This is a genomic window from Variovorax sp. SRS16, from assembly GCF_901827165.1.
In the GTDB taxonomy this organism is placed as follows: domain Bacteria; phylum Pseudomonadota; class Gammaproteobacteria; order Burkholderiales; family Burkholderiaceae_C; genus Variovorax.
Map to the genome: position 1 here is coordinate 1,870,561 of NZ_LR594666.1, position 20,387 is coordinate 1,890,947.

The window sequence follows — 20,387 nt, forward strand, 5'->3', positions numbered from 1 at the left end:
CGCCATCGCGACCTTGGTGCGCTTTTTAACATGGCGCGGTCGCCATGGCGGGCGCCGCCAGCTTCTGCAGCAGCGGCTGGCGCGCCATCACCTCATCGCGCGGGCCGGCATCCACGATCTTGCCCGCCTCCATCAGCACCACGGTATCGAAACGTTCGAGCAGGCTCAGGCGGTGGATCGACGCGATCACGCAGGCCTCGGGGAAGGCCGCCGCGATGCGCGCCAGCACGCGCCCCTCGGTGGCGGCATCGAGCGCGCTGGTGGGCTCGTCGAGCAGCAGCAGCGAACTGCCTTGCGCGGCCAGCACGCCGCGCGCCAGGCACAGGCGCTGCCGCTGACCGCCCGACAGGTTGAAGCCGCGTTCGGACAGCATCGTGTCGAGATCGCCGTGCGTCGCCTTCAGCACCTCGTCGAAGGTGCTGACGTGCAGCGCCGCACGCAGGGCATCGTCGTCGCAGGGTTGGCCGAAGCCCAGGTTCTCGCGCACGCTGGCTTCGAACACTTCGGTCTCCTGCGGGATCAGCGTCGCGATCGTGCGCAGGCGCGGCCACGCATCGGCTTGCCCGTCGAGCGACAGCGATCCGTCCTGCGGCGCGTAGAGCCCGGCCAGCACGCGCAGCAGCGTGCTCTTGCCGCCGCCGCTCGGCCCGACCAGCGCGATGCGGTCGCCGCGCCGCAGCGCCAGCGACACCGCATGCAGGCCGCTGCGCATTGTCTCGGCGGCAGCCGGCGTGCCGCGCGGCGCGTAGTTCCAGACCAGCCCGTGGACATCGATCGTGTGCCAGCGCGCGTCGCGGTCGATGCGCTCCTGCGTCAGATCGCCCGCGCGCGACGGCGCCTGCCAGATCGGCTCGGCGCTGCTGTAGTCGGTATGCATGCGCGCGAAGAACTGGAAGTTGGCTGCCATCGAGGTCACCACGCTCGCGGCCTGCTGCGCGTACTGGTAGATCATGAACACCGCGCCCAGCATCACCGCCTGGCCCGGCGTGCGCTCCTGCCACACATAGACCACGACCAAGCCCCAGGTCAGCGCCAGCCCCATCAGGTCGACCGCGAACCACTTGCCTTCGTTCAGCACCACGGTGCGCTTGAGCGGCGCCGAGATCGCCTGCATGCGACGGTGCAGCAGGCCGCGCGACGCGGCCGAAAGCCGCAGGCCGATCACCGTCGACGCGTTGCCCAGAAAGTCGAGCAGCGCCGCGACGTAGCGCCGGTCGGCATCGTTCTCGGTGCGTGCCAGGCGCATCAGCGCGCGGTCGAAGCGCACGATGATGACCGCGATCACCACGTAGCCACCGATCGCCATCGCGCCGCTCGCGTGCGAGAGCAGCGTCAGCGCGACCAGCGGCCCGATGAAGTTGACGATGTTGGTGAGGTAGATGAACTGGTTCTGCGCGAAGTCCGACAGCGCGCGGCTCGCCTGGTGCACGCGGTGCTGCAGCTCGCCCGAATGGTGGCCGTCGTGCCACACCAGCGGCGCCGCGGCGATGCGCGCGTACAGCGTGTCGGCCAGCGCCTCGCGCACGCGCAGTCCGACATTGCGCTCGAGGATGCGCCCCGGCCCGTGGATGACCCACGAGACGAGGTAGATGCCCGCCAGCGCCGCGATCCACCGGCCCGAGCGCGCGATGTCGCCGGTCTGCAGCGCATTGATGGCCTGCGCTGCCAGCCAGGGCATCGTGAGACGCAGCAATTGCGAGGCCGTGAGCAGGACCGTCGCGCCGACCAGCTGCGGCCGCGCGCCGCGCGCGTAATGCCAGAGCGCGGCAAAGAGCTCGCGCATCGCATTGCCGGGAGCGACCGCGCGCATCGTGGGCGGACTCCGCTATTTCTGCGGGATCGGCGTCGCGCGATCGATCGGCACCGCGGTGATGCTGTTCTTCGGCGAGCCATCGATCAGCAGGTCGGAATAGGTGAGGTAGACCAGCGTGTTGCGCTTTGCATCGACCATGCGCACCACGCGCAGCCGCTTGAAGAGCACCGACAGCCGCTCGCTGTAGACCTCTTCGCGCCGGGGCAGCGGCTGCGTCACGCTGACCGGGCCGACCTGGCGGCAGGCGATGGAGGCCTCGGCCTTGTCCTCGGCCAGACCGAGCGCGCCGGAGACGCCGCCGGTCTTGGCGCGCGAGACGTAGCAGGTCACGCCCTGCACCTTGGGATCGTCGTAGGCCTCGACCACGATCTTGTGGTCGGGGCCGATCAGCTTGAATGCGGTGTCGACGTCGCCGATGGTCTCGGCCTGCGCGCAGGCGGCCAGGCCGGCCAGCGTCGCGCCGCAGATCGCCGCGTGCAGGCGTCTCGCTGGGGTACCTTTGCGCAACAGCGCTTCGGTATTCGCCTTCGGAGCGGCCGGGCGTCTCATACGATGTCCACCGTGTGAACGCGGTCGAAGCTGCCGCGGCGGCGGTCCTCGAAGTAGCGCTCGAGTGCCGTGCGGACGGTGCGAAAGGCGATTTCTTCCCAGGGGATTTCTTCCTCGGTGAAGAGCCGGGCTTCGATCGTCTCGTGGCCCGGATCGAACTTGTCGCTCAAGAGCTTGGCGCGGTAGAACAGGTGCACCTGGCCCACGCGCACCACGCTCATCACGGCGAACAGGCCTTCCATCTCGTACTCGGCGCCGGCCTCCTCGTCGGTCTCGCGCGCGGCGCCCTCGGCCGTGCTCTCGTTGAGCTCCATGAAGCCGGCCGGCAGCGTCCACTTGCCCCAGCGCGGCTCGATGTTGCGCTTGCACAGCAGCACGCGCTCGCCCAGCACGGGGATGGTGCCCACCACGTTCAGCGGGTTCTCGTAGTGGATGGTGCCGCAGGCCGGGCAGACCGCACGCTCCTTGGTGTCGCCGTCGTCAGGGACGCGGTAGGCCACCGCGGTGCCGCAGTTCTTGCAGTGTTTGATGGGGACGCGCAGGAGCATGTAGATCAGGCGACCTTGACGGTCAGCGTGGGCAGGCCGGTGATTTCGCCCACCATCGTATCGCCCGACACCACGGCCGCCACGCCTTCGGGCGTGCCGGTGAAGATCAGGTCGCCGGGCTGCAATTCCCACGCGGCCGACAGGTGCTCGATGGTTTCGCCGATGCTCCAGATCAGCTTGCTCACGTTGCTGCGCTGGCGGTCGGCGCCGCCGACCTGCACCGAGATTTCCGCCTTCTCGATATCGCCCGCCTTCGCGGCCGGCACGATCGGGCCGATGGGTGCGCTCTGCTCGAAGCTCTTGCCGATGTCCCACGGGCGGCCCTGCTTCTTCATGTCGTTCTGCAGGTCGCGGCGCGTCATGTCGAGGCCGACCGCGTAGCCGAAGATGTGCTTGTGCGCATCGGCCGCCAAGATGTTCTTGCCGCCGGTGCCGATCGCAGCCACGAGTTCGATTTCGTGGTGCAGGTTCTTGGTCAGCGTCGGATAGGCCATGGTGCCGGTGGCGCCGGCATCGACCACCACCACCGCATCGGCCGGCTTCATGAAGAAGAAGGGCGGCTCGCGGCCGGTGAAGCCCATTTCCTTCGCGTGTTCCTCGTAATTGCGGCCCACGCAGTAGATGCGGTGCACGGGAAAACGGGCGGCCTGGCCGACCACGGGGATCGAGACGACGGGAGGCGCAGTGAAGACATGCTCGGTAGCCATGGGGAAACGTCCTTTTCAGCGAAAACGGCAGTGTGCCAGAGGGCCCGGACCGTTGCCCGGGGATTGGCTTCCCACGGGCCCGGCGGCTATGCTTGGCGAATGATGAAGCTCCACAACTACTTCCGGTCCTCGGCCTCGTTCCGCGTGCGCATCGCGCTCAATCTGAAGGGCCTCGACTACGACTACATTCCGGTCCACATCGCGCGCGGCGACCACAAGACGGGTCCGTTTTCCGCGGTCTCGCCGGACCGGCTGGTGCCCCTGCTCGAAGACGACGGCGAGCGGCTGACGCAGTCGATGGCGATCATCGAATACCTCGACGAAACGCACCCCGAGCCGGCGCTGATGCCGCGCGACCCGCTGGGCCGGGCGCGCGTGCGGGCCCTGTCCGAGTCGATTGCCTGCGAGATCCATCCGCTGAACAACCTGCGCGTGCTCAAGTACCTGGTGCGCGAGCTCAAGCTCGACGACGAGGCCAAGAACGCCTGGTACCGCCACTGGGTGCGCGAGGGCATGCTGGCCTTCGAGCGCCAGCTGGCGCTCCTGCCGGACGGCGTCTACTGCTACGGCAACACGCCCACCATGGCCGATTGCTGCCTGGTGCCGCAGATCTTCAACGGCCAGCGCTTCGATTGCGACTTCAGCGGGCTGCCGCGCACCATGGCCGTGTTCGATGCCTGCATGCAGCTCGACGCCTTCCAGCGCGCGCAGCCCTCGCGCTGTCCCGACGCCGAAGCATGACGATGACGCCCGCAGGCTGGCTGCGGCCCGACTGGCCGGCGCCACCGGGCGTGCATGCGCTGTGCACCACGCGACAAGGCGGCGTGTCGGGCGGTCCCTATGAGAGCCTCAACCTCGGCGACCACGTCGGCGACGTGCCAGCCGATGTGGCCGCCAATCGCGCCCGCCTGCGCGAGGCGATCGGTGCGCAGCCGGTCTTTCTCGAGCAGGTGCACGGCACGCAGGTGCTGGTGCTCGATGCGGCCACGCCCAGCGGCAGCCGCGCCGATGCCTGCACCACCGCCGAAGGCCGCGTCGCCTGCACCATCATGGTGGCCGATTGCCTGCCGGTGCTGTTCACCGACGCGTCGGGCCGGCGCGTTGCGGCGGCACATGCCGGCTGGCGCGGGTTGGCGGCCGGCGTGCTGGAGCGCAGCGTCGATGTCTTTCGATCGGCGGGCGAGGCGCAGGGCCTCATGGCGTGGCTCGGCCCGTGCATCGGCCCCGATGCCTTCGAGGTCGGTGCCGAGGTCAAGGCCGCATTCGAGGCCGTCATGCCCGATGCGGCGCCTTGCTTCGCACCCGCGGGCGCGACCGGCAAATGGATGGCCGACCTCGCCGGCCTCGCGCGCCGCCGTCTGCGCCATGCCGGCGTCATGCAGATCCACGGCAACGACAGCAGCGAAGCCTGGTGTACTTCGCACAATCCGTTACTTTTCTTCTCGCACCGGCGCGACCGCGTCAGCGGCCGGCTCGCCGCCTGCATCTGGCGCGATTGACGGGGTGTCCTCGGCGGCACGGATCGCGGCCTCGCGCTCGGCCGCTTCGCGTGCCCTTTGCGCTTTGCGGCGCGCCGGCGTCGCCATCAGGTAAACCACCAGTGCCACCGGCGCCAGTCCGTAAAGTAGAAAGGTGAAGATGGCCCCGAGCACGGTGCCGTTGGTGTTGGTGGCTTCGGCGACGGCCATCATCAGCGCCACATAAAGCCAACCGATGACGACGAGGTGCATGGACGATGATTTCAGGAAGGTATGGGGGGCCGCGCTGGTTTCGCCCTGGTGAATGCAGCATACTCAAATCCCGTCCGTACTCGGTGAGCAAGCAGGAGACTCCATGAAACAACAACCAGCCACGGCGGCAGACAGCTTCGCGCCTTTCCAGCAGGCGCTGGCCCAGGGATGGGGCAAGGCGCTCGAGTCCTTCCAGTCGCTGGGCACGGGCGCCGGTGCGGGCGCCGCGGCGTGGGACGTTCCGCGCTTCTCCATGGGCAGCGAGAAGCTGCAGGCGCTTCAGCAGCAGTATGTCGACGAGGCCACGCAGCTCTGGCAGCAAGGCTTCGCCGCCAAGGCCGGCGCCGACAAGCGGTTCGCGGGCGAGGCCTGGCGCAGCAATCCGGTGTCGGCCTTCTCGGCCGCGATCTACCTGCTCAATGCGCGCACGCTGATGGGCATGGCCGATGCCGTCGAGACCGACGAGAAGACGCGCTCGCGCCTGCGCTTCGCGGTCGAGCAGTGGATGGCGGCCTCGGCGCCGAGCAACTACCTCGCCTTCAACGCCGAGGCGCAGAAGAAGGCGCTCGACACGCAGGGCGAGAGCATCGCCCGCGGCATCCAGAATCTGCTGCACGACGTGAAGCAGGGCCACGTGAGCATGACTGACGAGAGTGCCTTCGAAGTGGGCCGCAACGTCGGCACCACCGAAGGCGCGGTGGTGTTCGAGAACGATCTGTTCCAGCTGCTCGAATACAAGCCCCTCACCGCCAAGGTCCATGAGCGGCCGCTGCTGCTGGTGCCGCCTTGCATCAACAAGTTCTACATCCTCGACCTGCAGCCCGAGAACTCGCTGATCCGCTATGCGGTGGAGCAAGGCCATCGCACCTTCGTCGTGAGCTGGCGCAACCCCGATGCGTCGATGGCCCAGTACACCTGGGACCAATACATCGAGGATGCCGCGATCCGGGCCATCCACGTCGTGCAGGAGATCAGCGGCCAGGACAAGAAGGGCGGCAAGATCGACACGCTCGGCTTCTGCGTCGGCGGCACCATCCTCTCCACCGCGCTGGCCGTGCTGGCGGCGCGCGGCGAGCAGCCGGCCGCTTCGGTGACGCTGCTGACGACCCTGCTCGATTTCACCGACACCGGCGTGCTGGACATCTTCATCGACGAGAGCTTCGTGCAGTTGCGCGAGATGCAGATGGCCAAGGGCGGGATGCTGCAGGGCAACGAGCTCGCATCGACCTTCAGCTTCCTCCGACCCAACGACCTGGTGTGGAACTACGTGGTCGGCAACTACCTGAAGGGCGAGTCGCCGCCACCCTTCGACCTGCTCTACTGGAACAGCGACGCCACCAACCTGCCGGGCCCGATGTACTGCTGGTACCTGCGCAACACCTACCACGAGAACAAGCTCGCCGAGCCCGGCGCGCTGACCGTGGCCGGCGAGAAGGTCGACCTGCGCAGCATCGACGCGCCGGTCTACATCTACGGTTCGCGCGAGGACCACATCGTGCCCATCGGCGGCGCCTACGCCTCGACGCAACTGCTCGCGGGCAAGAAGCGCTTCGTGATGGGCGCCTCGGGCCACATCGCCGGCGTGATCAATCCGCCGGCCAAGAAAAAGCGCAGCCACTGGATCCGCGAGGACGGCAAGCTGCCGAAGACGCAGGCCGAATGGCTGGCCGGCGCGACCGAGCATCCCGGCAGCTGGTGGACCGACTGGTCGAACTGGCTCAAGACCCATGCGGGCAAGCAGATCCCTGCCCCGAAGGCCTACGGCAAAGGCAGCGCCTACAAGGCGACCGAGCCCGCGCCAGGCCGCTACGTCAAGGCAAAAGCCTGACCCTCACCCCATCCCAACGCAAGCATCGGAGCACACCATGGAAGACATCGTCATCGTTTCGGCCCTACGCACCGGCGTGGGCAAGTTCGGCGGATCGCTGGCCAACATCCCGGCCACCGAACTCGGCGCCATCGTGATCAAGGAAGTGCTGGCGCGCGCCAAGGTCGGCAATGACCAGATCGGCGAAGTGATCATGGGCCAGGTGCTGACCGCGGGCAGCGGCCAGAACCCGGCGCGGCAGGCGCTGCTCAAGAGCGGCATTGCCAAGGAAACGCCGGCGCTCACCATCAACGCCGTCTGCGGCTCCGGCCTGAAGGCGGTCATGCTGGCCGCGCAGGCGGTGGCCACCGGCGACAGCGAGATCGTCATCGCCGGCGGACAGGAAAGCATGAGCATGGCGCCGCACGCGCTGCCCAACTCGCGCAACGGCCAGCGCATGGGCGACTGGAAGCTGATCGACACCATGATCGTCGACGGCCTGTGGGACGTCTACAACCAGTACCACATGGGCATCACGGCCGAGAACGTGGCCAAGAAGTACGACATCAGCCGCGCCGCGCAGGACGAACTCGCGCTCGGCAGCCAGACCAAGGCCGCGGCCGCGCAGGACGCCGGCAAGTTCAAGGACGAGATCGTCGCCGTCCACATCCCGCAGAAGAAGGGCGACCCGGTCGTCTTCGACAAGGACGAGTTCATCAACCGCAAGACCAGCGCCGAAGGCCTGGCCGGCCTGCGCCCCGCTTTCGACAAGGCCGGCGGCGTGACCGCGGGCAATGCCTCGGGCCTGAACGACGGCGCCGCGGCGGTGATGGTGATGACGGCCAAGAAGGCCGCGGCGCTGGGCCTCAAGCCGCTCGGCCGCATCGCCAGCTATGCGAGCACCGGGCTCGATCCGGCCTTCATGGGCATGGGGCCGGTGCCGGCCTCGCAGAAGGCGCTGCAGCGTGCCGGCTGGAAGCCGCAGGATCTGGACGTGCTCGAGATCAACGAGGCCTTCGCGGCCCAGGCCTGTGCCGTGCACAAGGAGATGGGTTGGGACGTGAACAAGGTCAACGTGAACGGCGGCGCCATCGCCATCGGCCATCCGATCGGCGCGTCCGGCTGCCGCATCCTGGTGACGCTGCTGCACGAGATGCAGCGCCAGAATGCCAAGAAGGGCATTGCGTCCTTGTGCATCGGTGGCGGCATGGGCGTGGCCCTCACCATCGAACGCTAAGTCCGCATGAGCGGCAACGACGCAGCGCTCTTTCGGCAGATCTCTGACGAGCTGTTCGTCGCCGCGTTGGGCGACGTGCTCGACACGATGGGCCACCAGCATCAGTTCCTGCCGGCGGGCATTGCGCCGCTCGAGAAATCGATGCGCATCGTCGGCCGCGCGATGCCGGTGCTGGAGGCCGACGTGGTCAACGACGGCGCGCGCTCGGCCGGGCCGCTGTCGGGCAAGCCCTTCGGGCTGATGCTGGAGGCGCTCGACGACCTGAAGGAGGGCGAGATCTATATCGCCACCGGCGCCTCGCTGCGCTATGCGCTGTGGGGTGGGCTGATGTCGACGCGCGCTCAACACCTGAAGGCGGCGGGCGCGATCCTCGACGGCTATGTGCGCGATGCGAACGAGATCGAGCGGCTCGGCTTCACCGTGTTCTGCCGCGGCACCTACGCGCAGGACCAGGGTGTGCGCGGGCAGGTGATCGACTACCGCTGCACCATCGAGATCGAGGGCGTGCGCGTCGCGCCCGGCGACCTGCTGATCGGCGACCGCGAGGGCGTGCTGGTCGTGCCGCGCGCGGCCGAAGCCGAAGCAGTGGCCAAAGCGCTGGACAAGGTGCGCACCGAGAACAAGGTGGCCGATGCGATCCGCGGCGGCATGAGCGCCTGCGAGGCGCTGGCGACCTTCGGCGTGATGTAGCACGCCGTGCCGCCGGCCGGGCCGGCGGTGCGTTCCGCGCCCGCCCATGACCTCGCAGGTCATTGCCGGTGTCCACTCGCGCGCCGACATTGGCGGCATGACGTCCGACGCCGCGCTTGCCCATCCTGTCGATGCCCACGATGCCGGCTGGCCGACGCTGATCCTCGTGCTCAGCGGCACCTTCATGGTGGTGCTGGACTTCTTCATCGTGAACGTCGCGCTGCCCTCGATCCAGCGCGAGCTGCATGCCAGTGACAGCGCGCTGCAGCTGGTCGTCGCGGGCTATGGTCTTGCCAACGCGGCCGGCCTGATCACCGGCGGGCGCCTCGGCGATCTGTTCGGACGCCGGCGCATGTTCATGACCGGGCTGCTGCTGTTCACGCTGGCGTCGGCGGCCTGTGGGCTGGCACCGGGTGCGGGGGTGCTGGTGGCCGCGCGCGTGGTCCAGGGCCTGGCCGGTGCGCTGCTGCAGCCGCAGGTGCTGGCGATGCTCGGCCTGGTGTTCACCGGCCCGGCGCGTGCGCGCGCCTTCGGCGCCTATGGCCTCACGCTCGGGCTCGGCGCGGTGCTGGGGCAGCTGATCGGCGGCGTGCTGATCCATGCCGATCTGGCGCAGATGGGCTGGCGCAGCTGCTTCCTCATCAATGTGCCGATCGGGCTGGCGGGGCTCGCGCTCGGCATGCGCTGGATTCCGGCACTGAAGAGCGAAGGGCACAGCCGTCTCGACATGCCTGGCGCGGTGATCGTGGCCGTGCTGCTGTCGGCGGTGCTGTGGCCGCTGGTCGAGGGGCGGCAGGAAGGGTGGCCGCTGTGGAGCGCGGCGAGCCTGCTGGCCGCCATTCCGCTGGCTGCCGGGCTGGCCCTGCATCAGCGGCGGCGCGAGGCGCATGGTGCGCAGCCGCTGATCGCGCCCAGCCTGCTGCGGCTGCCGGGCTATGCGCAGGGCCTGCTCGTGACGCTGGTGTTCTATGCTGGCAATGCCTCGTTCTACTTCGTGCTCGCGATCTATCTGCAGCAAGTGATGGGCCTGTCGGCGCTGGCCTCGGGTGCGGTGTTCACGGCGCTGGCGCTCGGTTTCTTCGCGACCTCGATGGCCAGCGCGCGACTGGATCGCTGGCTCGGCCGGCGTGCGATCACCTGCGGCGCGGTGGTGCTGGCAGCCGGCCATGCGGCACTGATCGGGCTGGTCCTGCGGCACGGGGGCGAGGGCATCGTGCCCTGGATGCTGCCCATCCTGTGGGTCGAGGGCGCGGGCATCGGGATGATCATGGCACCGCTGGTGTCGGCCGTGTTGGCAGCCGTGCCGGCGGCGCATGCTGGCGTGGCAGCCGGCATGCTCGCGACCGTGCAGCAGGTCGGCAACTCGCTCGGCGTCGCGTTGATCGGCATCGTCTTCTATGCCGACCGGCAGCGGCCGCAGGCGGCGTTCGTCGCCGCGATCGGCTATCTGCTGCTGTCGGCGCTCGGCGTCGCCATGCTGTTCGCGCGCCGACGGCCACGCGCGGCAGCTGCGTCAAGGTAGATAGCGACCGCCGCGGCCGACGGTGCGAAATGACACATCGATGCAGTACCGTGTCGATGTGTGGACAGCTTGTGACACACCGTTGCAACCCCGGCTCAGTGTTTTCCTCAGCCGGGGTTGGTGAGAAACTTCGCTACAGTGAAACTGCCTGTCCAGGCGCACATACAAGGAACACTCATGAGCAAGAAAGTTGCATACGTCACCGGGGGCATGGGGGGCATCGGAACGGCCATCTGCCAGCGCCTTCACAAGGACGGTTTCACCGTCATCGCCGGCTGCGGCCCCACGCGCGACCATGCCAAATGGCTCGGCGAGCAGAAGGCCGAGGGCTATGAGTTCCACGCGTCGGTCGGCAATGTCGGCGACTGGCAATCGACCGTCGATGCCTTCAGCAAGGCCAAGGCGGAGCACGGCAGCATCGACGTGCTGGTCAACAACGCGGGCATCACGCGCGACCGCATGTTTCTCAAGATGACGCCCGAGGACTGGAGCGCGGTGATCGAGACCAACCTCAACAGCATGTTCAACGTCACCAAGCAGGTGGTGGGCGACATGGTCGAGAAGGGCTGGGGCCGGATCATCAACATCAGCTCGGTCAACGGCGCCAAGGGCCAGGCGGGCCAGACCAACTACTCGGCCGCCAAGGCCGGCATGCATGGCTTCACGATGGCGCTGGCGCAGGAACTGGCCGCCAAGGGCGTGACGGTCAACACCGTGAGCCCGGGCTACATCGGCACCGACATGGTGAAGGCGATCCGCCAGGAAGTGCTCGACAAGATCGTCGGCACCATCCCCGTCAAGCGCCTGGGCGAGCCGAGCGAGATCGCCTCGATCATCGCCTGGCTGGCGACCGACGAAGGCGGCTATTCCACCGGGGCCGACTTCTCGGTCAATGGCGGCCTGCACATGCATTGAGGTGCGCACGCGCAGCCCCTTCCACGAAAACCCGCCTCGGCGGGTTTTTTCGTATTTCGACGTTGCATAGGCGTTTCGATCCGCGTCCCTGATTCCTCTACAACATCCAGGAGACTTTCATGACCCCGAGCCCGACCCTGGCAGCGAAGAAGCCGCCCCTCTACCGCTCCCTCTACGCCCAGGTGATCACCGCGGTGATCATCGGGGTGCTGCTGGGCCACTTCTACCCCTCGGTGGGCGAATCCATGAAGCCCCTGGGCGACGCCTTCATCAAGCTCATCAAGATGATGATCGCCCCCATCATCTTCTGCACCGTCGTGGTCGGCATCGCCGGCATGGAGGACATGAAGAAAGTCGGCAAGACCGGCGGCCTGGCCCTGCTGTACTTCGAGGTCATGAGCACCATCGCCCTGATCGTGGGCCTGCTGCTGGTCAACCTTCTGAAGCCCGGCGCCGGCATGAACGTCGACCCCGCCAGCATCGACACCAAGTCCATCGCCGCCTACACCGGCCCGGGCAAGATGCAGGGCACCGTCGACTTCCTCCTCAACATCATCCCCAACACCCTGGTGGACGCCTTCGCCAAGGGCGAGATCCTGCAGGTGCTCCTGATCGCCATCCTGTTCGGCTTCGCGCTGCACCGCTTCGGCGGGCGCGGCACGCTGGTCTTCGACGTCATCGAGAAGGGCTCGCACGTGCTTTTCACCATCGTCAACTACATCATGAAGCTGGCCCCCTTCGGTGCCTTCGGCGCCATGGCCTTCACCATCGGCAAGTACGGCATCGGCTCGCTGTTCTCGCTGGGCAAGCTGATGGGCACCTTCTACCTGACGTGCCTGTTGTTCATCTTCCTGATTCTGGGGCTGGTGGCGCGCTTGCATGGCTTTGGCATCTGGAAGTTCATCAAGTACATCAAGGAGGAGCTCTTGATCGTGCTGGGCACCTCGTCCTCCGAATCCGTGCTGCCGCGCATGATGGAGAAGATGGAGAACCTGGGGGCGAGGAAGACCTGCGTGGGGCTGGTGATCCCGACGGGGTATTCGTTCAACCTGGACGGCACGTCGATCTACCTGACGATGGCGGCGGTGTTCATCGCGCAGGCGACCAACACGCAGATGACGCTGGTGCAGGAGATCACGCTGCTGGCGGTGCTGGTGCTGACGTCCAAGGGCGCGGCGGGTGTGACGGGCAGCGGCTTCATCGTGCTGGCGGCGACGCTGTCGGCGGTGGGGCACGTGCCGGTGGCGGGGCTGGCGCTGATCCTGGGGATCGACCGGTTCATGTCGGAGGCGCGCGCGCTGACGAACCTGATCGGCAACGGGGTGGCCACGATCGTGGTGGCCAAGTGGACGAACGAGCTGGACGAGGCGCGGCTGCAGGCGGGGCTCAACAACGAGAGCTGGATCGAGGCGCAGGAGCCCGAGGAACTGATCAACGCCCGTGACGGGAAGATGGCTACCTGAATCGGGTGCGGGGCGCCGCTCTTGCAGAATGCAAGGGCCATGCCCCACAGCGTCTCACTGATCAACACCGTCGCGGCCGGTCTCGGCTTGGCGCTGGTGCTCGGTTTCCTGGCCGCGCGGCTTCGGCTGCCGGCGCTGGTCGGCTACCTGCTCGCGGGCGTGATCATCGGTCCGTTCACGCCCGGCTTCGTGGCGGACGCGAGCATCGCCGCCCAGCTGGCCGAGATCGGCGTGATGCTGCTGATGTTCGGCGTCGGCCTGCACTTTTCCCTCGACGATCTGCTGGCGGTGCGCAAGATCGCATTGCCGGGCGCCATCGTGCAGATGGCCGTGGCCACGCTGCTCGGCGGCGGGCTGGCCGCGTGGTGGGGCTGGAGTCCCGGCGGCGCGCTGGTGTTCGGGCTGGCCCTGTCGGTGGCCAGCACCGTGGTGCTGCTGAGGGCGCTCGAAAGCCTGGGCCTCCTGGATTCGTTCACCGGCCGCATCGCCGTCGGCTGGCTGGTGGTGGAAGACCTCGCGATGGTGCTGGTCCTGGTGTTGCTGCCGCCGCTGGCGGGCGTGCTCGGAGGGCAGGGCGCAGCAGCCGGCGCGGCGCCCGTCTGGCAGACGCTCGGCCTCACGCTGCTGCAGGTCGGAGGCTTCGTGACGCTGATGCTGGTGGTCGGCCGGCGTGTGTTCCCATGGATCCTGTGGCAGGTCACGCGCACCGGTTCGCGCGAGCTGTTCACGCTGTGCGTGGTGGCGGCGGCGGTGAGCATCGCGTTCGCGTCGGCCGCGCTGTTCGGCGTGTCTTTCGCGCTCGGCGCCTTCTTCGCCGGCATGGTGATGCGCGAGTCGGAGTTCAGCCATCGGGCCGCGCAGGAATCGCTGCCGCTGCGCGATGCCTTCGCCGTGCTGTTCTTCGTTTCCGTCGGCATGCTGTTCGATCCCCGGGTGCTGATCGAGCGCCCGCTGCAGGTGCTGGCGGTCGTGGGGGTGATCGTGGCGGGCAAGTCGGTCGCGGCCTGCGCGCTGGTGCTGCTGTTTCGCTATCCGCTCGGAACGGCACTGACGGTGAGCGCGAGCCTGGCGCAGATCGGCGAGTTCTCGTTCATCCTGGCCGGCCTGGGCGCGGCGCTGGGCCTGTTGCCCGCCGAAGGCCAGAGCCTGCTGCTGGCCGGTGCGTTGATTTCCATCGCGATCAATCCGCTGTTGTTCACCCTGATCGGACCGCTGCAGAAGCGGCTGTCCGTCCGCTCGTCGTTTGCGCGCGGCCTGGCCTCGCGCGACGACCCGCTGGCCGAATTGCCGGTGAGCACCGAGGCTCGCTATCTGTCGCGGCAGGTCGTGCTGGTCGGCTATGGCCGTGTCGGGCGGCGCATTGCCGCGGCCCTGGCGGCGCACGACATTCCCTTCGTCGTGGCCGAGCAGAACCGGGAACTGGTGGAGAAGCTGCGCGCCGAGGGCATGGCGGCCGTATGGGGCGATGCGGCCGAGGCCGCCGTGCTGATCCAGGCGCACATCGCGCGCGCCCGCGTGCTGGTGGTCGCCACGGCCGATGCGATCAACGTGCGGCAGATGATCCGCACCGCGCACACGCTCAATCCGTCGATCGAGACCGTGATCCGGAGTCACAACGAGGACGAGGCGCGCCTGCTCACGCAGGAGACGTCGGCCACTGTCTTCCTCGGCGAGCAGGAACTCGCGCAGGCGATGGCGCAGGCCGCGGTGCACCGCGCCGCGCCGGCTGCCTGAGCGGCTCAGAGGTCTTCGATCACCAGGGTCCGATAGCGCTGCGCGATCGAGTAGGGCGCCTTGCGCACCGCCTCCATCAGCCGAGCGGCCGCGGCCGCGTCCTTGGTCTTGACGAGCAGGGCCGTATGGCCTTCCCGCGCGAGCTTGGTGTAGGCACGGACCGTGGCGCCATCGGTGCCGGCCGAGGGCAGGAGCGCATCCGCATCCTTGACCGTCGGTGCGATCTCCGCGAGCACGGTCGCGGGCGGAATCAGGTAGACCTCATCGCCGGCGAAGCCGCAGCTGTCGATCAGTGCATGGCCCACGCGATTCGCATCCTCCGCATTCGGAAACATGACCAGCGAATGGCCGGTGGGATAGAAGGCGCCACCGATGGCGGCCGTCATATGGGCATCGAGCGTGAAGTGCTTCATGGCTCCTCCTGGGTGGGTGAGTTGGAAGGATGACTTCAGCTTAGGCGCTGCTTCTTTGACTTCATGTAGGAAAAGCTTGGAAGCTGCGAATTGCGCAGAATTCGACAATTGATCACATACAAGCGCCGCCTGCTCGAATTCCCCGGCCGCATTCGAGCGAACTGTGAAATTGTGCTTAGGAGTTGTCGATGGGGTTGAATAGGATCGTATTACCCAATCGATGAAGCCCTCCTAAACTCATGTCGCAATTGCGAAATATCGCGCTCACTGTCCACGAACTCGAAGAAGGCGAGTTCTATTGGGTATTGCTGGAAGCGACCGACTACGCCATGGAGGAAGCGCTTCCCTATTTGCCGCTGGACTCCGCGAGCGATCCGCAGGCGACCTATGCCAATGCCTTGGTGGCGGGCCTGGCCGCGATTCGAAGGATGTACGGCAAGGACGGGCCGCGCGACTGACGCGCCGCGGCCCTCGCTCAGGATCCGTCGGCCGCGAAAGCGCCGCGCAGGGCGCCGTACAAGGCCTTGAAGCGCGCATGCCGCGCCGCATGGATGGCCGCCTGCGTGCGCTCCGGCACGAAGCGCTGGCGAACCGCCGGCCGCCGGCAGACCTCGGCTTCGGTGCCGCCGTCCGCCAGCCATGCGAGACGTGCGGCGCCCAACGCGCCACCGGCCTCCGCGCCTTCGCAACGGGTCAACGGCACGTCGAGGATGTCGGCAAGAAGCTGTGACCACCATGCGCTGCGCGCGCCGCCGCCGACGAGGATCAGATCGCCCGTTGGCCGCGCCAGCGTGTCGAGCCCGTCGCGCAGGCCGAAGCTCACGCCCTCGGCCACCGCGTAGGCGATCTCGGCCGGACCGTGCGCATGCGTGAGACCGAACAGCACGCCCTCGGCATCCGCATCGTTGTGCGGCGACCGTTCGCCGGACAGATAGGGCAGGAACAGCGGCGCGCGGCGGCGCGCCTCGGCGTCGAGCGTGGCGGCCGCTGCGAGCAGCGCGGGCTCGTTGCCGAGGCCGAAGCTGCGCGCCGCCCAGCTCACGGCGCTCGAGGCCGACAGCATCACGGACATCTGATGCCAGCGCCCGGGCAGCGCATGGCAGAAGGCATGCACCGCGCGCGCCGGGTCGGGCGCGAAGTGCTCGCCACAAACGAAGATCACGCCCGAGGTGCCGAGCGACACGAAGCCTTCGCCCGCAGCCACGAGCCCCATGCCGACCGCGCTCGCGGCGTTGTCGCCGCCGCCGCCCGCGATCGGGATGCCGGCCGCGAGGCCCCAGCGCTGCGCCAGATCGGGCTTCAGCCGGCCGGCGACCGCGCTGCCCTCGACCAGGCGCGGCATGTGGCTGCGATCGAGCCCGCAGGCCGCGAGCAGCTCGTCGGACCAGTCGCGCGCCGCGACATCCAGCCACAGCGTGCCCGAGGCGTCCGACATGTCGCTGGCGCGCTCGCCGCTCAGCATGAAGCGCAGCCAGTCCTTGGGCAGCAGCACGCAGGCTGTGCGCGCGAACAGGGCGGGCTCGTGCTCGCGCATCCAGAGCAGCTTGGGTGCGGTGAAGCCGGGCATCGCGAGATTGCCGGCGATGGCGGTGAGCGCCGGTACGCGCGCCATCAGCGCGTCGCACTGCGCCGCGCTGCGGCCATCGTTCCAGAGGACGGCGGGGCGCAGCACCCGGCCCGCCGCATCGAGCGCGACGGCGCCATGCATCTGCCCGGAGAGGCCGATCGCGCGCACCCGCGCGAGCTCGGCGGCATGCGTGCTGCGCAGCGCCGCCATCACCGTTTCGAGCGCGTCCCACCAGTGCGAAGGCGCCTGCTCGGACCAGAGCGGCGCGGGCCGATCGACCGTCAGCGCCGCCCGCGCCAGCGCGACGATGCGATGGTCATCGCCCAGCAGCAGCGCCTTCAGCTCCGAGGTGCCGAGATCGAGTCCGAGGTACAAGGGGGACTTCCTTTCACGTGACGTGGTTCCCTGTCGCATTCGCCAGGAACACCGCGGAACCGGCTTTGCCGGGCCGCTGGTGTTGCCCCCGGCGAGGGGGGTGGCGAAGCGACACGAAGTGCGCGCAGCCTGGGGGTGTGCTCATACTCCGCCGCCAAAGCGGCTGTCGCTTTGCCTGCGGAATTCCGTCGGCGTCATGCCCTTGATCTCGAGGAAGCGGCGATTGAAATTGGCGACGTTGTTGAAGCCGACCTGATAGCAGATGTCGGTCACGTAGTGGTCGGTCTGCATCAGCAGATGGCAAGCGCTGTTGATGCGCACGCGGTTCACGAAGTCGGTGAAGCTGTTGCCGGTGGAACGCTTGAAGAAGCGGCTGAAGCGGCTTTCGCTCATGCCGAGTTCGAGCGCGATGTCGGCCATGGCGATGGGCTCGGCCAGGTTGGCGGTGATGCGGTTGACGATGGCGTTGATCTGCTCGACCTCGACGTCGCCTTCGACGCCCTGCATCTGCACGTTGGACAGCAGCCGGTAGTCGGTGCATTGCGCGAGGTCGGCCAGGTACTCGCAGAACAGCGCGAGGCGGCGCAGTCCGCGCGCGGCCTTCACCGCATGCCAGTGCGCCAGCGCGCGCTCGGCGAGGCCGAAGAACTCGATGCCGTGGCGCGCGCGTTCGAGCAGCTGCAGCGCCTCGCGCAGCTCGGGGATCTCGGCGGCGGCGCGCTCGATCGGCTCGTGCCGGAACTGGATCACCCGGTCGCGGCCGGCCACGCCGCTGGCGGGCGCGTCGAGCGAGATCCAGTTGTGAGGCAGGCGCGGCCCGCACAGCACCAGATGGCCGGGCTGGAAGGGCCCGATCCAGTCGCCGACGAAGGCCTTGCCGGAGGTCTCGGTGATCAGGTGCAGCTCGTACTCCTCGTGGAAGTGCCAGCGCACCAGCGGGCTCGGGAAGCCGTGCGCCAGGCAGCGCACCAGCCCGGTTTCCTCGGGCGCCTCGTAGCCGAGCGAGGGCGAGCGCGTGATGTCGCGCTCGAGCTCGGGCTCCCGGTGGCGGGGCAGGTGTCGTTGACGCGCCGATGTCATGGAACGATCTCTCGCAAGCTTCAGCTCATGACGTTACCACCGTCGACATTCAGCGTTTGCGCGGTGATGTAGCAGGCCTCGTCGCTGGCCAGGAAAACGGCGGCGCCGGCGATGTCGGCCGGCGCGCCCATGCGGCCCAGCGGCACCGCGAGCCCGACCTGGCGCTTCTTCTCGCCGGCCTGCAGCCCTTCGTACTTCGCGAACAGCGCATCGACGTGGCCCCACATCGGCGTGTCGACCACGCCGGGCGAGATGGCGTTGACGCGGATGCCATGCGGCGCCATGGCGAGCGCCGCACTCTGCGTGTAGCTGATCACGGCCGCCTTGGTGGCGCAATAGTGCGACACCAGCGCCTCGCCGCGCCGGCCTGCCTGCGAGGCCATGTTGATCACCGAGGCGCCAGCGGTGCCAGCATCGACCATGTGCTGCAGCACGCGCTGCATGACGAAGAACAGGCCCTTCACGTTGACCGCGAACAGCAGGTCGAAGGAGGCCTCGTCGCTTTCCAGAAGCGGCGCCATGTCGAACACGGCGGCGTTGTTGACCAGCGTGTGGATCGGCCCGTGCACCGCCTGCGCGGCATCGAGCATGCGCGCGACCGAGGGCGTGTCGGTGACATCGACGGGCAGGTACGCCAGCCGGTTCGGATGCATTTGCTGAAGCAGGGCCACGCCGTCGGAAGGCGTCGCCGCACGGTCGACCAGCGTGCAGCGCGCACCCTCGGCGACGCAGGCCTCGGCGATCGCCAGGCCGATGCCGCCGCCCGCGCCCGTCACCAGCACGTGGCGTTGCGGCAAGCGGTTCGTCATGTCCGTGCTCCTTCGTCGATGAATTGCTGCACACGCATGCCGGCGCGGCGCACGGCATCGACCAGCCGCGCATCGCCGGCCACCTCGCCCCACAGCCCAGCGTCCGCGCACAGCGCCGCGACCGGATCGGCGGCGCCGCAGATCGCGTGCGCCACGTTCTCGTCCATGCCCTGGTCCTGGTAGACGTAGGGCAGGGTGCCGTGATGCCAGCGCTGCAGGAAGGCGAGGAACAGCGCCGGCAGCAGCGCCACGCTGTCGATGCCCTCGCCGCGCGCGAGGCGCTCGCGCACCGTCGGCGCGATGAAGCCGGGGATCTTGGAGAAGCCATCCATCGCCACGCGCTGGTTGGTGTCGCGGATGGCGGGATTGCCGAAGCGTTCGAGCACGACGTCGCGGTACGAGGGCAGATCGACCGGGCTCGGGTCGCCGGGCATGTTCAGGCAGGGGATGACATCGTCGGTCACGTAGTCGTAGGCCATGCGCCGGATCGGCGCGCGCTGCGTGCCTTCGTGGATGTACGCCAGCCCGATCAGCGTGCCGGCCCAGGCGATGCAGCTGTGGCTGGCATTGAGGATGCGGATCTTGGCTTCCTCGTAGGGCGAGACCGACTCGACCAGCTGCACGCCGACGCGTCCCCAGTCGGGCCGGCCATTGGCGAAGTCGTCCTCGATCACCCACTGGATGAAGCTCTCGCTGGTGACCGGCACGGCATCGTCCCAGCCGGTGGCATCGCGCACGCGCTGGCGCAGTTCGGGCGGCGGCCGCGGCGTGATGCGGTCGACCATCGCGTTCGGGCTGGTGGTCTGCGCGCGCACCCAGTCGGCCAGCGCGGTCTCGCCGGCATGGGCGATGAATTCGAGCAGGCCTTTGCGGAAGCGATCGCCGTTGTGGCGCAGGTTGTCGCAGTTGAGCAGCGTCACCGGCTGCGCATGGGCCGCGCGCCGCGCGCGCAGGATCGCGCAGACCGCGCCGTAGATCGTGCTGCCCGCCTCGCCGCGGCGGGCGCGCGCGATGTCGGCGGCCAGTTCGGCGGACGACAGGTCGAGGTCATCCTTCGGATCGAGGTAGTAGCCGGCCTCGGTCGCGGTGAACGAGATCACGCGCGTGCGCGGATCGGCCCCGTGCGCGATCACCACGGCCAGTGCCGGATCGAAGGGCAGCACCTCGCGGATCGCATCGATGCGCTGGTAGCGGTATTCGCCCGCGGGCGAGACGGTCTCCAGGGTGTAGCGTCCGCCCTGCGCGCGCAGTGCCGTCTCGACCTCGGACATGTCGGGCCGCAGGTTGGCGCCCACCAGTGACCAGCGCGTGTCGCCGGCGTCGATCAGCTGCTGGAGGTACACCGCCTGGTGCGCGCGATGGAAGGAGCCGAGTCCGAGGTGCAGCACCACGAACTCGGAAGGGATGGGATGGGCCATGGAACGAAAG

General features: G+C 68.3%; 20 protein-coding genes. 10 read left to right on the plus strand and 10 right to left on the minus strand.

Annotated elements, in window-relative coordinates:
• Nucleotides 1–25 precede the first annotated feature (25 nt).
• Genes E5P2_RS09130 through E5P2_RS09145 form a run of 4 tightly spaced genes read right to left on the minus strand, consistent with a single transcriptional unit; the run spans nucleotide 26 to nucleotide 3,617 of the window.
• Entirely contained in the window at nucleotides 26–1,810 is a 1,785-nt protein-coding gene (locus E5P2_RS09130) for an ABC transporter ATP-binding protein (RefSeq protein ID WP_162566787.1), read from the minus strand.
• Nucleotides 1,811–1,825: 15 nt separating this feature from the next.
• Nucleotides 1,826–2,362: a CreA family protein gene (locus E5P2_RS09135; protein WP_443083511.1), complete on the minus strand. Its 537-nt coding sequence runs from the start codon at nucleotides 2,360–2,362 to the stop codon at nucleotides 1,826–1,828.
• On the minus strand, nucleotides 2,359–2,910 hold the full coding sequence (locus tag E5P2_RS09140; RefSeq protein WP_162566788.1) for an NUDIX hydrolase: 552 nt from the start codon (nucleotides 2,908–2,910) through the stop codon (nucleotides 2,359–2,361). The genes E5P2_RS09135 and E5P2_RS09140 overlap by 4 nt, the downstream gene beginning before the upstream one ends.
• 5 nt (nucleotides 2,911–2,915) lie before the next feature.
• Complete coding sequence (locus tag E5P2_RS09145; protein WP_162566789.1) at nucleotides 2,916–3,617, minus strand: fumarylacetoacetate hydrolase family protein; 702 nt, start codon at nucleotides 3,615–3,617, stop codon at nucleotides 2,916–2,918.
• A gap of 102 nt (nucleotides 3,618–3,719) precedes the next feature.
• Here E5P2_RS09145 and maiA point away from each other — a divergent pair, with 102 nt between their 5' ends.
• Complete coding sequence (maiA, locus tag E5P2_RS09150; protein WP_162570412.1) at nucleotides 3,720–4,358, plus strand: maleylacetoacetate isomerase; 639 nt, start codon at nucleotides 3,720–3,722, stop codon at nucleotides 4,356–4,358.
• 2 nt (nucleotides 4,359–4,360) lie between these two features.
• Nucleotides 4,361–5,116: a peptidoglycan editing factor PgeF gene (gene pgeF, locus E5P2_RS09155; protein ID WP_162566790.1), complete on the plus strand. Its 756-nt coding sequence runs from the start codon at nucleotides 4,361–4,363 to the stop codon at nucleotides 5,114–5,116.
• Here the strand turns inward: pgeF and E5P2_RS09160 are convergent.
• A complete protein-coding gene (locus tag E5P2_RS09160; protein WP_162566791.1) occupies nucleotides 5,048–5,347 on the minus strand; it encodes a hypothetical protein in 300 nt (99 codons plus the stop codon). The genes pgeF and E5P2_RS09160 overlap by 69 nt on opposite strands.
• Nucleotides 5,348–5,450: 103 nt before the next feature.
• Here E5P2_RS09160 and phaC point away from each other — a divergent pair, with 103 nt between their 5' ends.
• The 7 genes from phaC to ybaL all read left to right on the plus strand — a co-directional run bounded on the left by phaC (nucleotide 5,451) and on the right by ybaL (nucleotide 14,715).
• On the plus strand, nucleotides 5,451–7,175 hold the full coding sequence (gene phaC / locus E5P2_RS09165) for a class I poly(R)-hydroxyalkanoic acid synthase (protein WP_162566792.1): 1,725 nt from the start codon (nucleotides 5,451–5,453) through the stop codon (nucleotides 7,173–7,175).
• A gap of 37 nt (nucleotides 7,176–7,212) precedes the next feature.
• Nucleotides 7,213–8,391, plus strand: a complete 1,179-nt coding sequence (locus tag E5P2_RS09170; RefSeq protein ID WP_162566793.1) for an acetyl-CoA C-acetyltransferase — start codon at nucleotides 7,213–7,215, stop codon at nucleotides 8,389–8,391.
• A 6-nt stretch (nucleotides 8,392–8,397) separates the two neighbouring features.
• Nucleotides 8,398–9,081 carry an RraA family protein gene (locus E5P2_RS09175; protein WP_162566794.1) on the plus strand — a complete coding sequence of 228 codons (684 nt, stop codon included), beginning with the start codon at nucleotides 8,398–8,400 and terminating at the stop codon, nucleotides 9,079–9,081.
• Nucleotides 9,082–9,127: 46 nt separating this feature from the next.
• Nucleotides 9,128–10,603 carry an MFS transporter gene (locus tag E5P2_RS09180; protein WP_232080632.1) on the plus strand — a complete coding sequence of 492 codons (1,476 nt, stop codon included), beginning with the start codon at nucleotides 9,128–9,130 and terminating at the stop codon, nucleotides 10,601–10,603.
• A gap of 177 nt (nucleotides 10,604–10,780) precedes the next feature.
• Nucleotides 10,781–11,518, plus strand: a complete 738-nt coding sequence (gene phbB / locus E5P2_RS09185) for an acetoacetyl-CoA reductase (RefSeq protein WP_162566795.1) — start codon at nucleotides 10,781–10,783, stop codon at nucleotides 11,516–11,518.
• Between the two features lie 119 nt (nucleotides 11,519–11,637).
• Nucleotides 11,638–12,981, plus strand: coding sequence for a dicarboxylate/amino acid:cation symporter (locus tag E5P2_RS09190; protein ID WP_174262650.1), 1,344 nt, complete (start codon nucleotides 11,638–11,640; stop codon nucleotides 12,979–12,981).
• Between the two features lie 39 nt (nucleotides 12,982–13,020).
• Nucleotides 13,021–14,715 carry a YbaL family putative K(+) efflux transporter gene (gene ybaL / locus E5P2_RS09195; RefSeq protein ID WP_162566796.1) on the plus strand — a complete coding sequence of 565 codons (1,695 nt, stop codon included), beginning with the start codon at nucleotides 13,021–13,023 and terminating at the stop codon, nucleotides 14,713–14,715.
• Between the two features lie 5 nt (nucleotides 14,716–14,720).
• Here ybaL and E5P2_RS09200 read toward each other — a convergent pair whose 3' ends face one another.
• Entirely contained in the window at nucleotides 14,721–15,128 is a 408-nt protein-coding gene (locus E5P2_RS09200) for a hypothetical protein (RefSeq protein ID WP_162566797.1), read from the minus strand.
• Between the two features lie 239 nt (nucleotides 15,129–15,367).
• Between E5P2_RS09200 and E5P2_RS09205 the strand changes: the two genes are divergently transcribed.
• Nucleotides 15,368–15,586: a hypothetical protein gene (locus E5P2_RS09205; protein WP_162566798.1), complete on the plus strand. Its 219-nt coding sequence runs from the start codon at nucleotides 15,368–15,370 to the stop codon at nucleotides 15,584–15,586.
• 17 nt (nucleotides 15,587–15,603) lie between these two features.
• Here E5P2_RS09205 and xylB read toward each other — a convergent pair whose 3' ends face one another.
• The 4 genes from xylB to dalD form a co-directional block, all read right to left on the minus strand.
• Entirely contained in the window at nucleotides 15,604–17,070 is a 1,467-nt protein-coding gene (gene xylB, locus E5P2_RS09210) for a xylulokinase (protein WP_162566799.1), read from the minus strand.
• Nucleotides 17,071–17,211: 141 nt separating this feature from the next.
• Nucleotides 17,212–18,150 carry an AraC family transcriptional regulator gene (locus E5P2_RS09215; RefSeq protein WP_162566800.1) on the minus strand — a complete coding sequence of 313 codons (939 nt, stop codon included), beginning with the start codon at nucleotides 18,148–18,150 and terminating at the stop codon, nucleotides 17,212–17,214.
• A gap of 20 nt (nucleotides 18,151–18,170) precedes the next feature.
• Nucleotides 18,171–18,959, minus strand: a complete 789-nt coding sequence (locus E5P2_RS09220; protein WP_162566801.1) for an L-iditol 2-dehydrogenase — start codon at nucleotides 18,957–18,959, stop codon at nucleotides 18,171–18,173.
• Entirely contained in the window at nucleotides 18,956–20,377 is a 1,422-nt protein-coding gene (gene dalD, locus E5P2_RS09225; protein WP_174262651.1) for a D-arabinitol 4-dehydrogenase, read from the minus strand. Before dalD ends, E5P2_RS09220 begins: the two co-directional genes overlap by 4 nt.
• Between the last annotated feature and the right edge of the window lie 10 nt (nucleotides 20,378–20,387).

Excerpts from the sequence above, each read along its gene's own strand:
- E5P2_RS09130 (WP_162566787.1), bottom strand. The coding sequence starts at position 1,810 with ATGCGCGCGGTCGCTCCCGGCAATGCGATGCGCGAGCTCTTTGCCGCG.
- E5P2_RS09135 (WP_443083511.1), bottom strand. The coding sequence starts at position 2,362 with ATGAGACGCCCGGCCGCTCCGAAGGCGAATACCGAAGCGCTGTTGCGC.
- E5P2_RS09140 (WP_162566788.1), bottom strand. The coding sequence starts at position 2,910 with ATGCTCCTGCGCGTCCCCATCAAACACTGCAAGAACTGCGGCACCGCG.
- E5P2_RS09145 (WP_162566789.1), bottom strand. The coding sequence starts at position 3,617 with ATGGCTACCGAGCATGTCTTCACTGCGCCTCCCGTCGTCTCGATCCCC.
- maiA (WP_162570412.1), top strand. The coding sequence starts at position 3,720 with ATGAAGCTCCACAACTACTTCCGGTCCTCGGCCTCGTTCCGCGTGCGC.
- pgeF (WP_162566790.1), top strand. The coding sequence starts at position 4,361 with ATGACGCCCGCAGGCTGGCTGCGGCCCGACTGGCCGGCGCCACCGGGC.
- E5P2_RS09160 (WP_162566791.1), bottom strand. The coding sequence starts at position 5,347 with ATGCACCTCGTCGTCATCGGTTGGCTTTATGTGGCGCTGATGATGGCC.
- phaC (WP_162566792.1), top strand. The coding sequence starts at position 5,451 with ATGAAACAACAACCAGCCACGGCGGCAGACAGCTTCGCGCCTTTCCAG.
- E5P2_RS09170 (WP_162566793.1), top strand. The coding sequence starts at position 7,213 with ATGGAAGACATCGTCATCGTTTCGGCCCTACGCACCGGCGTGGGCAAG.
- E5P2_RS09175 (WP_162566794.1), top strand. The coding sequence starts at position 8,398 with ATGAGCGGCAACGACGCAGCGCTCTTTCGGCAGATCTCTGACGAGCTG.
- E5P2_RS09180 (WP_232080632.1), top strand. The coding sequence starts at position 9,128 with ATGACCTCGCAGGTCATTGCCGGTGTCCACTCGCGCGCCGACATTGGC.
- phbB (WP_162566795.1), top strand. The coding sequence starts at position 10,781 with ATGAGCAAGAAAGTTGCATACGTCACCGGGGGCATGGGGGGCATCGGA.
- E5P2_RS09190 (WP_174262650.1), top strand. The coding sequence starts at position 11,638 with ATGACCCCGAGCCCGACCCTGGCAGCGAAGAAGCCGCCCCTCTACCGC.
- ybaL (WP_162566796.1), top strand. The coding sequence starts at position 13,021 with ATGCCCCACAGCGTCTCACTGATCAACACCGTCGCGGCCGGTCTCGGC.
- E5P2_RS09200 (WP_162566797.1), bottom strand. The coding sequence starts at position 15,128 with ATGAAGCACTTCACGCTCGATGCCCATATGACGGCCGCCATCGGTGGC.
- E5P2_RS09205 (WP_162566798.1), top strand. The coding sequence starts at position 15,368 with ATGTCGCAATTGCGAAATATCGCGCTCACTGTCCACGAACTCGAAGAA.
- E5P2_RS09215 (WP_162566800.1), bottom strand. The coding sequence starts at position 18,150 with ATGACATCGGCGCGTCAACGACACCTGCCCCGCCACCGGGAGCCCGAG.
- E5P2_RS09220 (WP_162566801.1), bottom strand. The coding sequence starts at position 18,959 with ATGACGAACCGCTTGCCGCAACGCCACGTGCTGGTGACGGGCGCGGGC.
- dalD (WP_174262651.1), bottom strand. The coding sequence starts at position 20,377 with ATGGCCCATCCCATCCCTTCCGAGTTCGTGGTGCTGCACCTCGGACTC.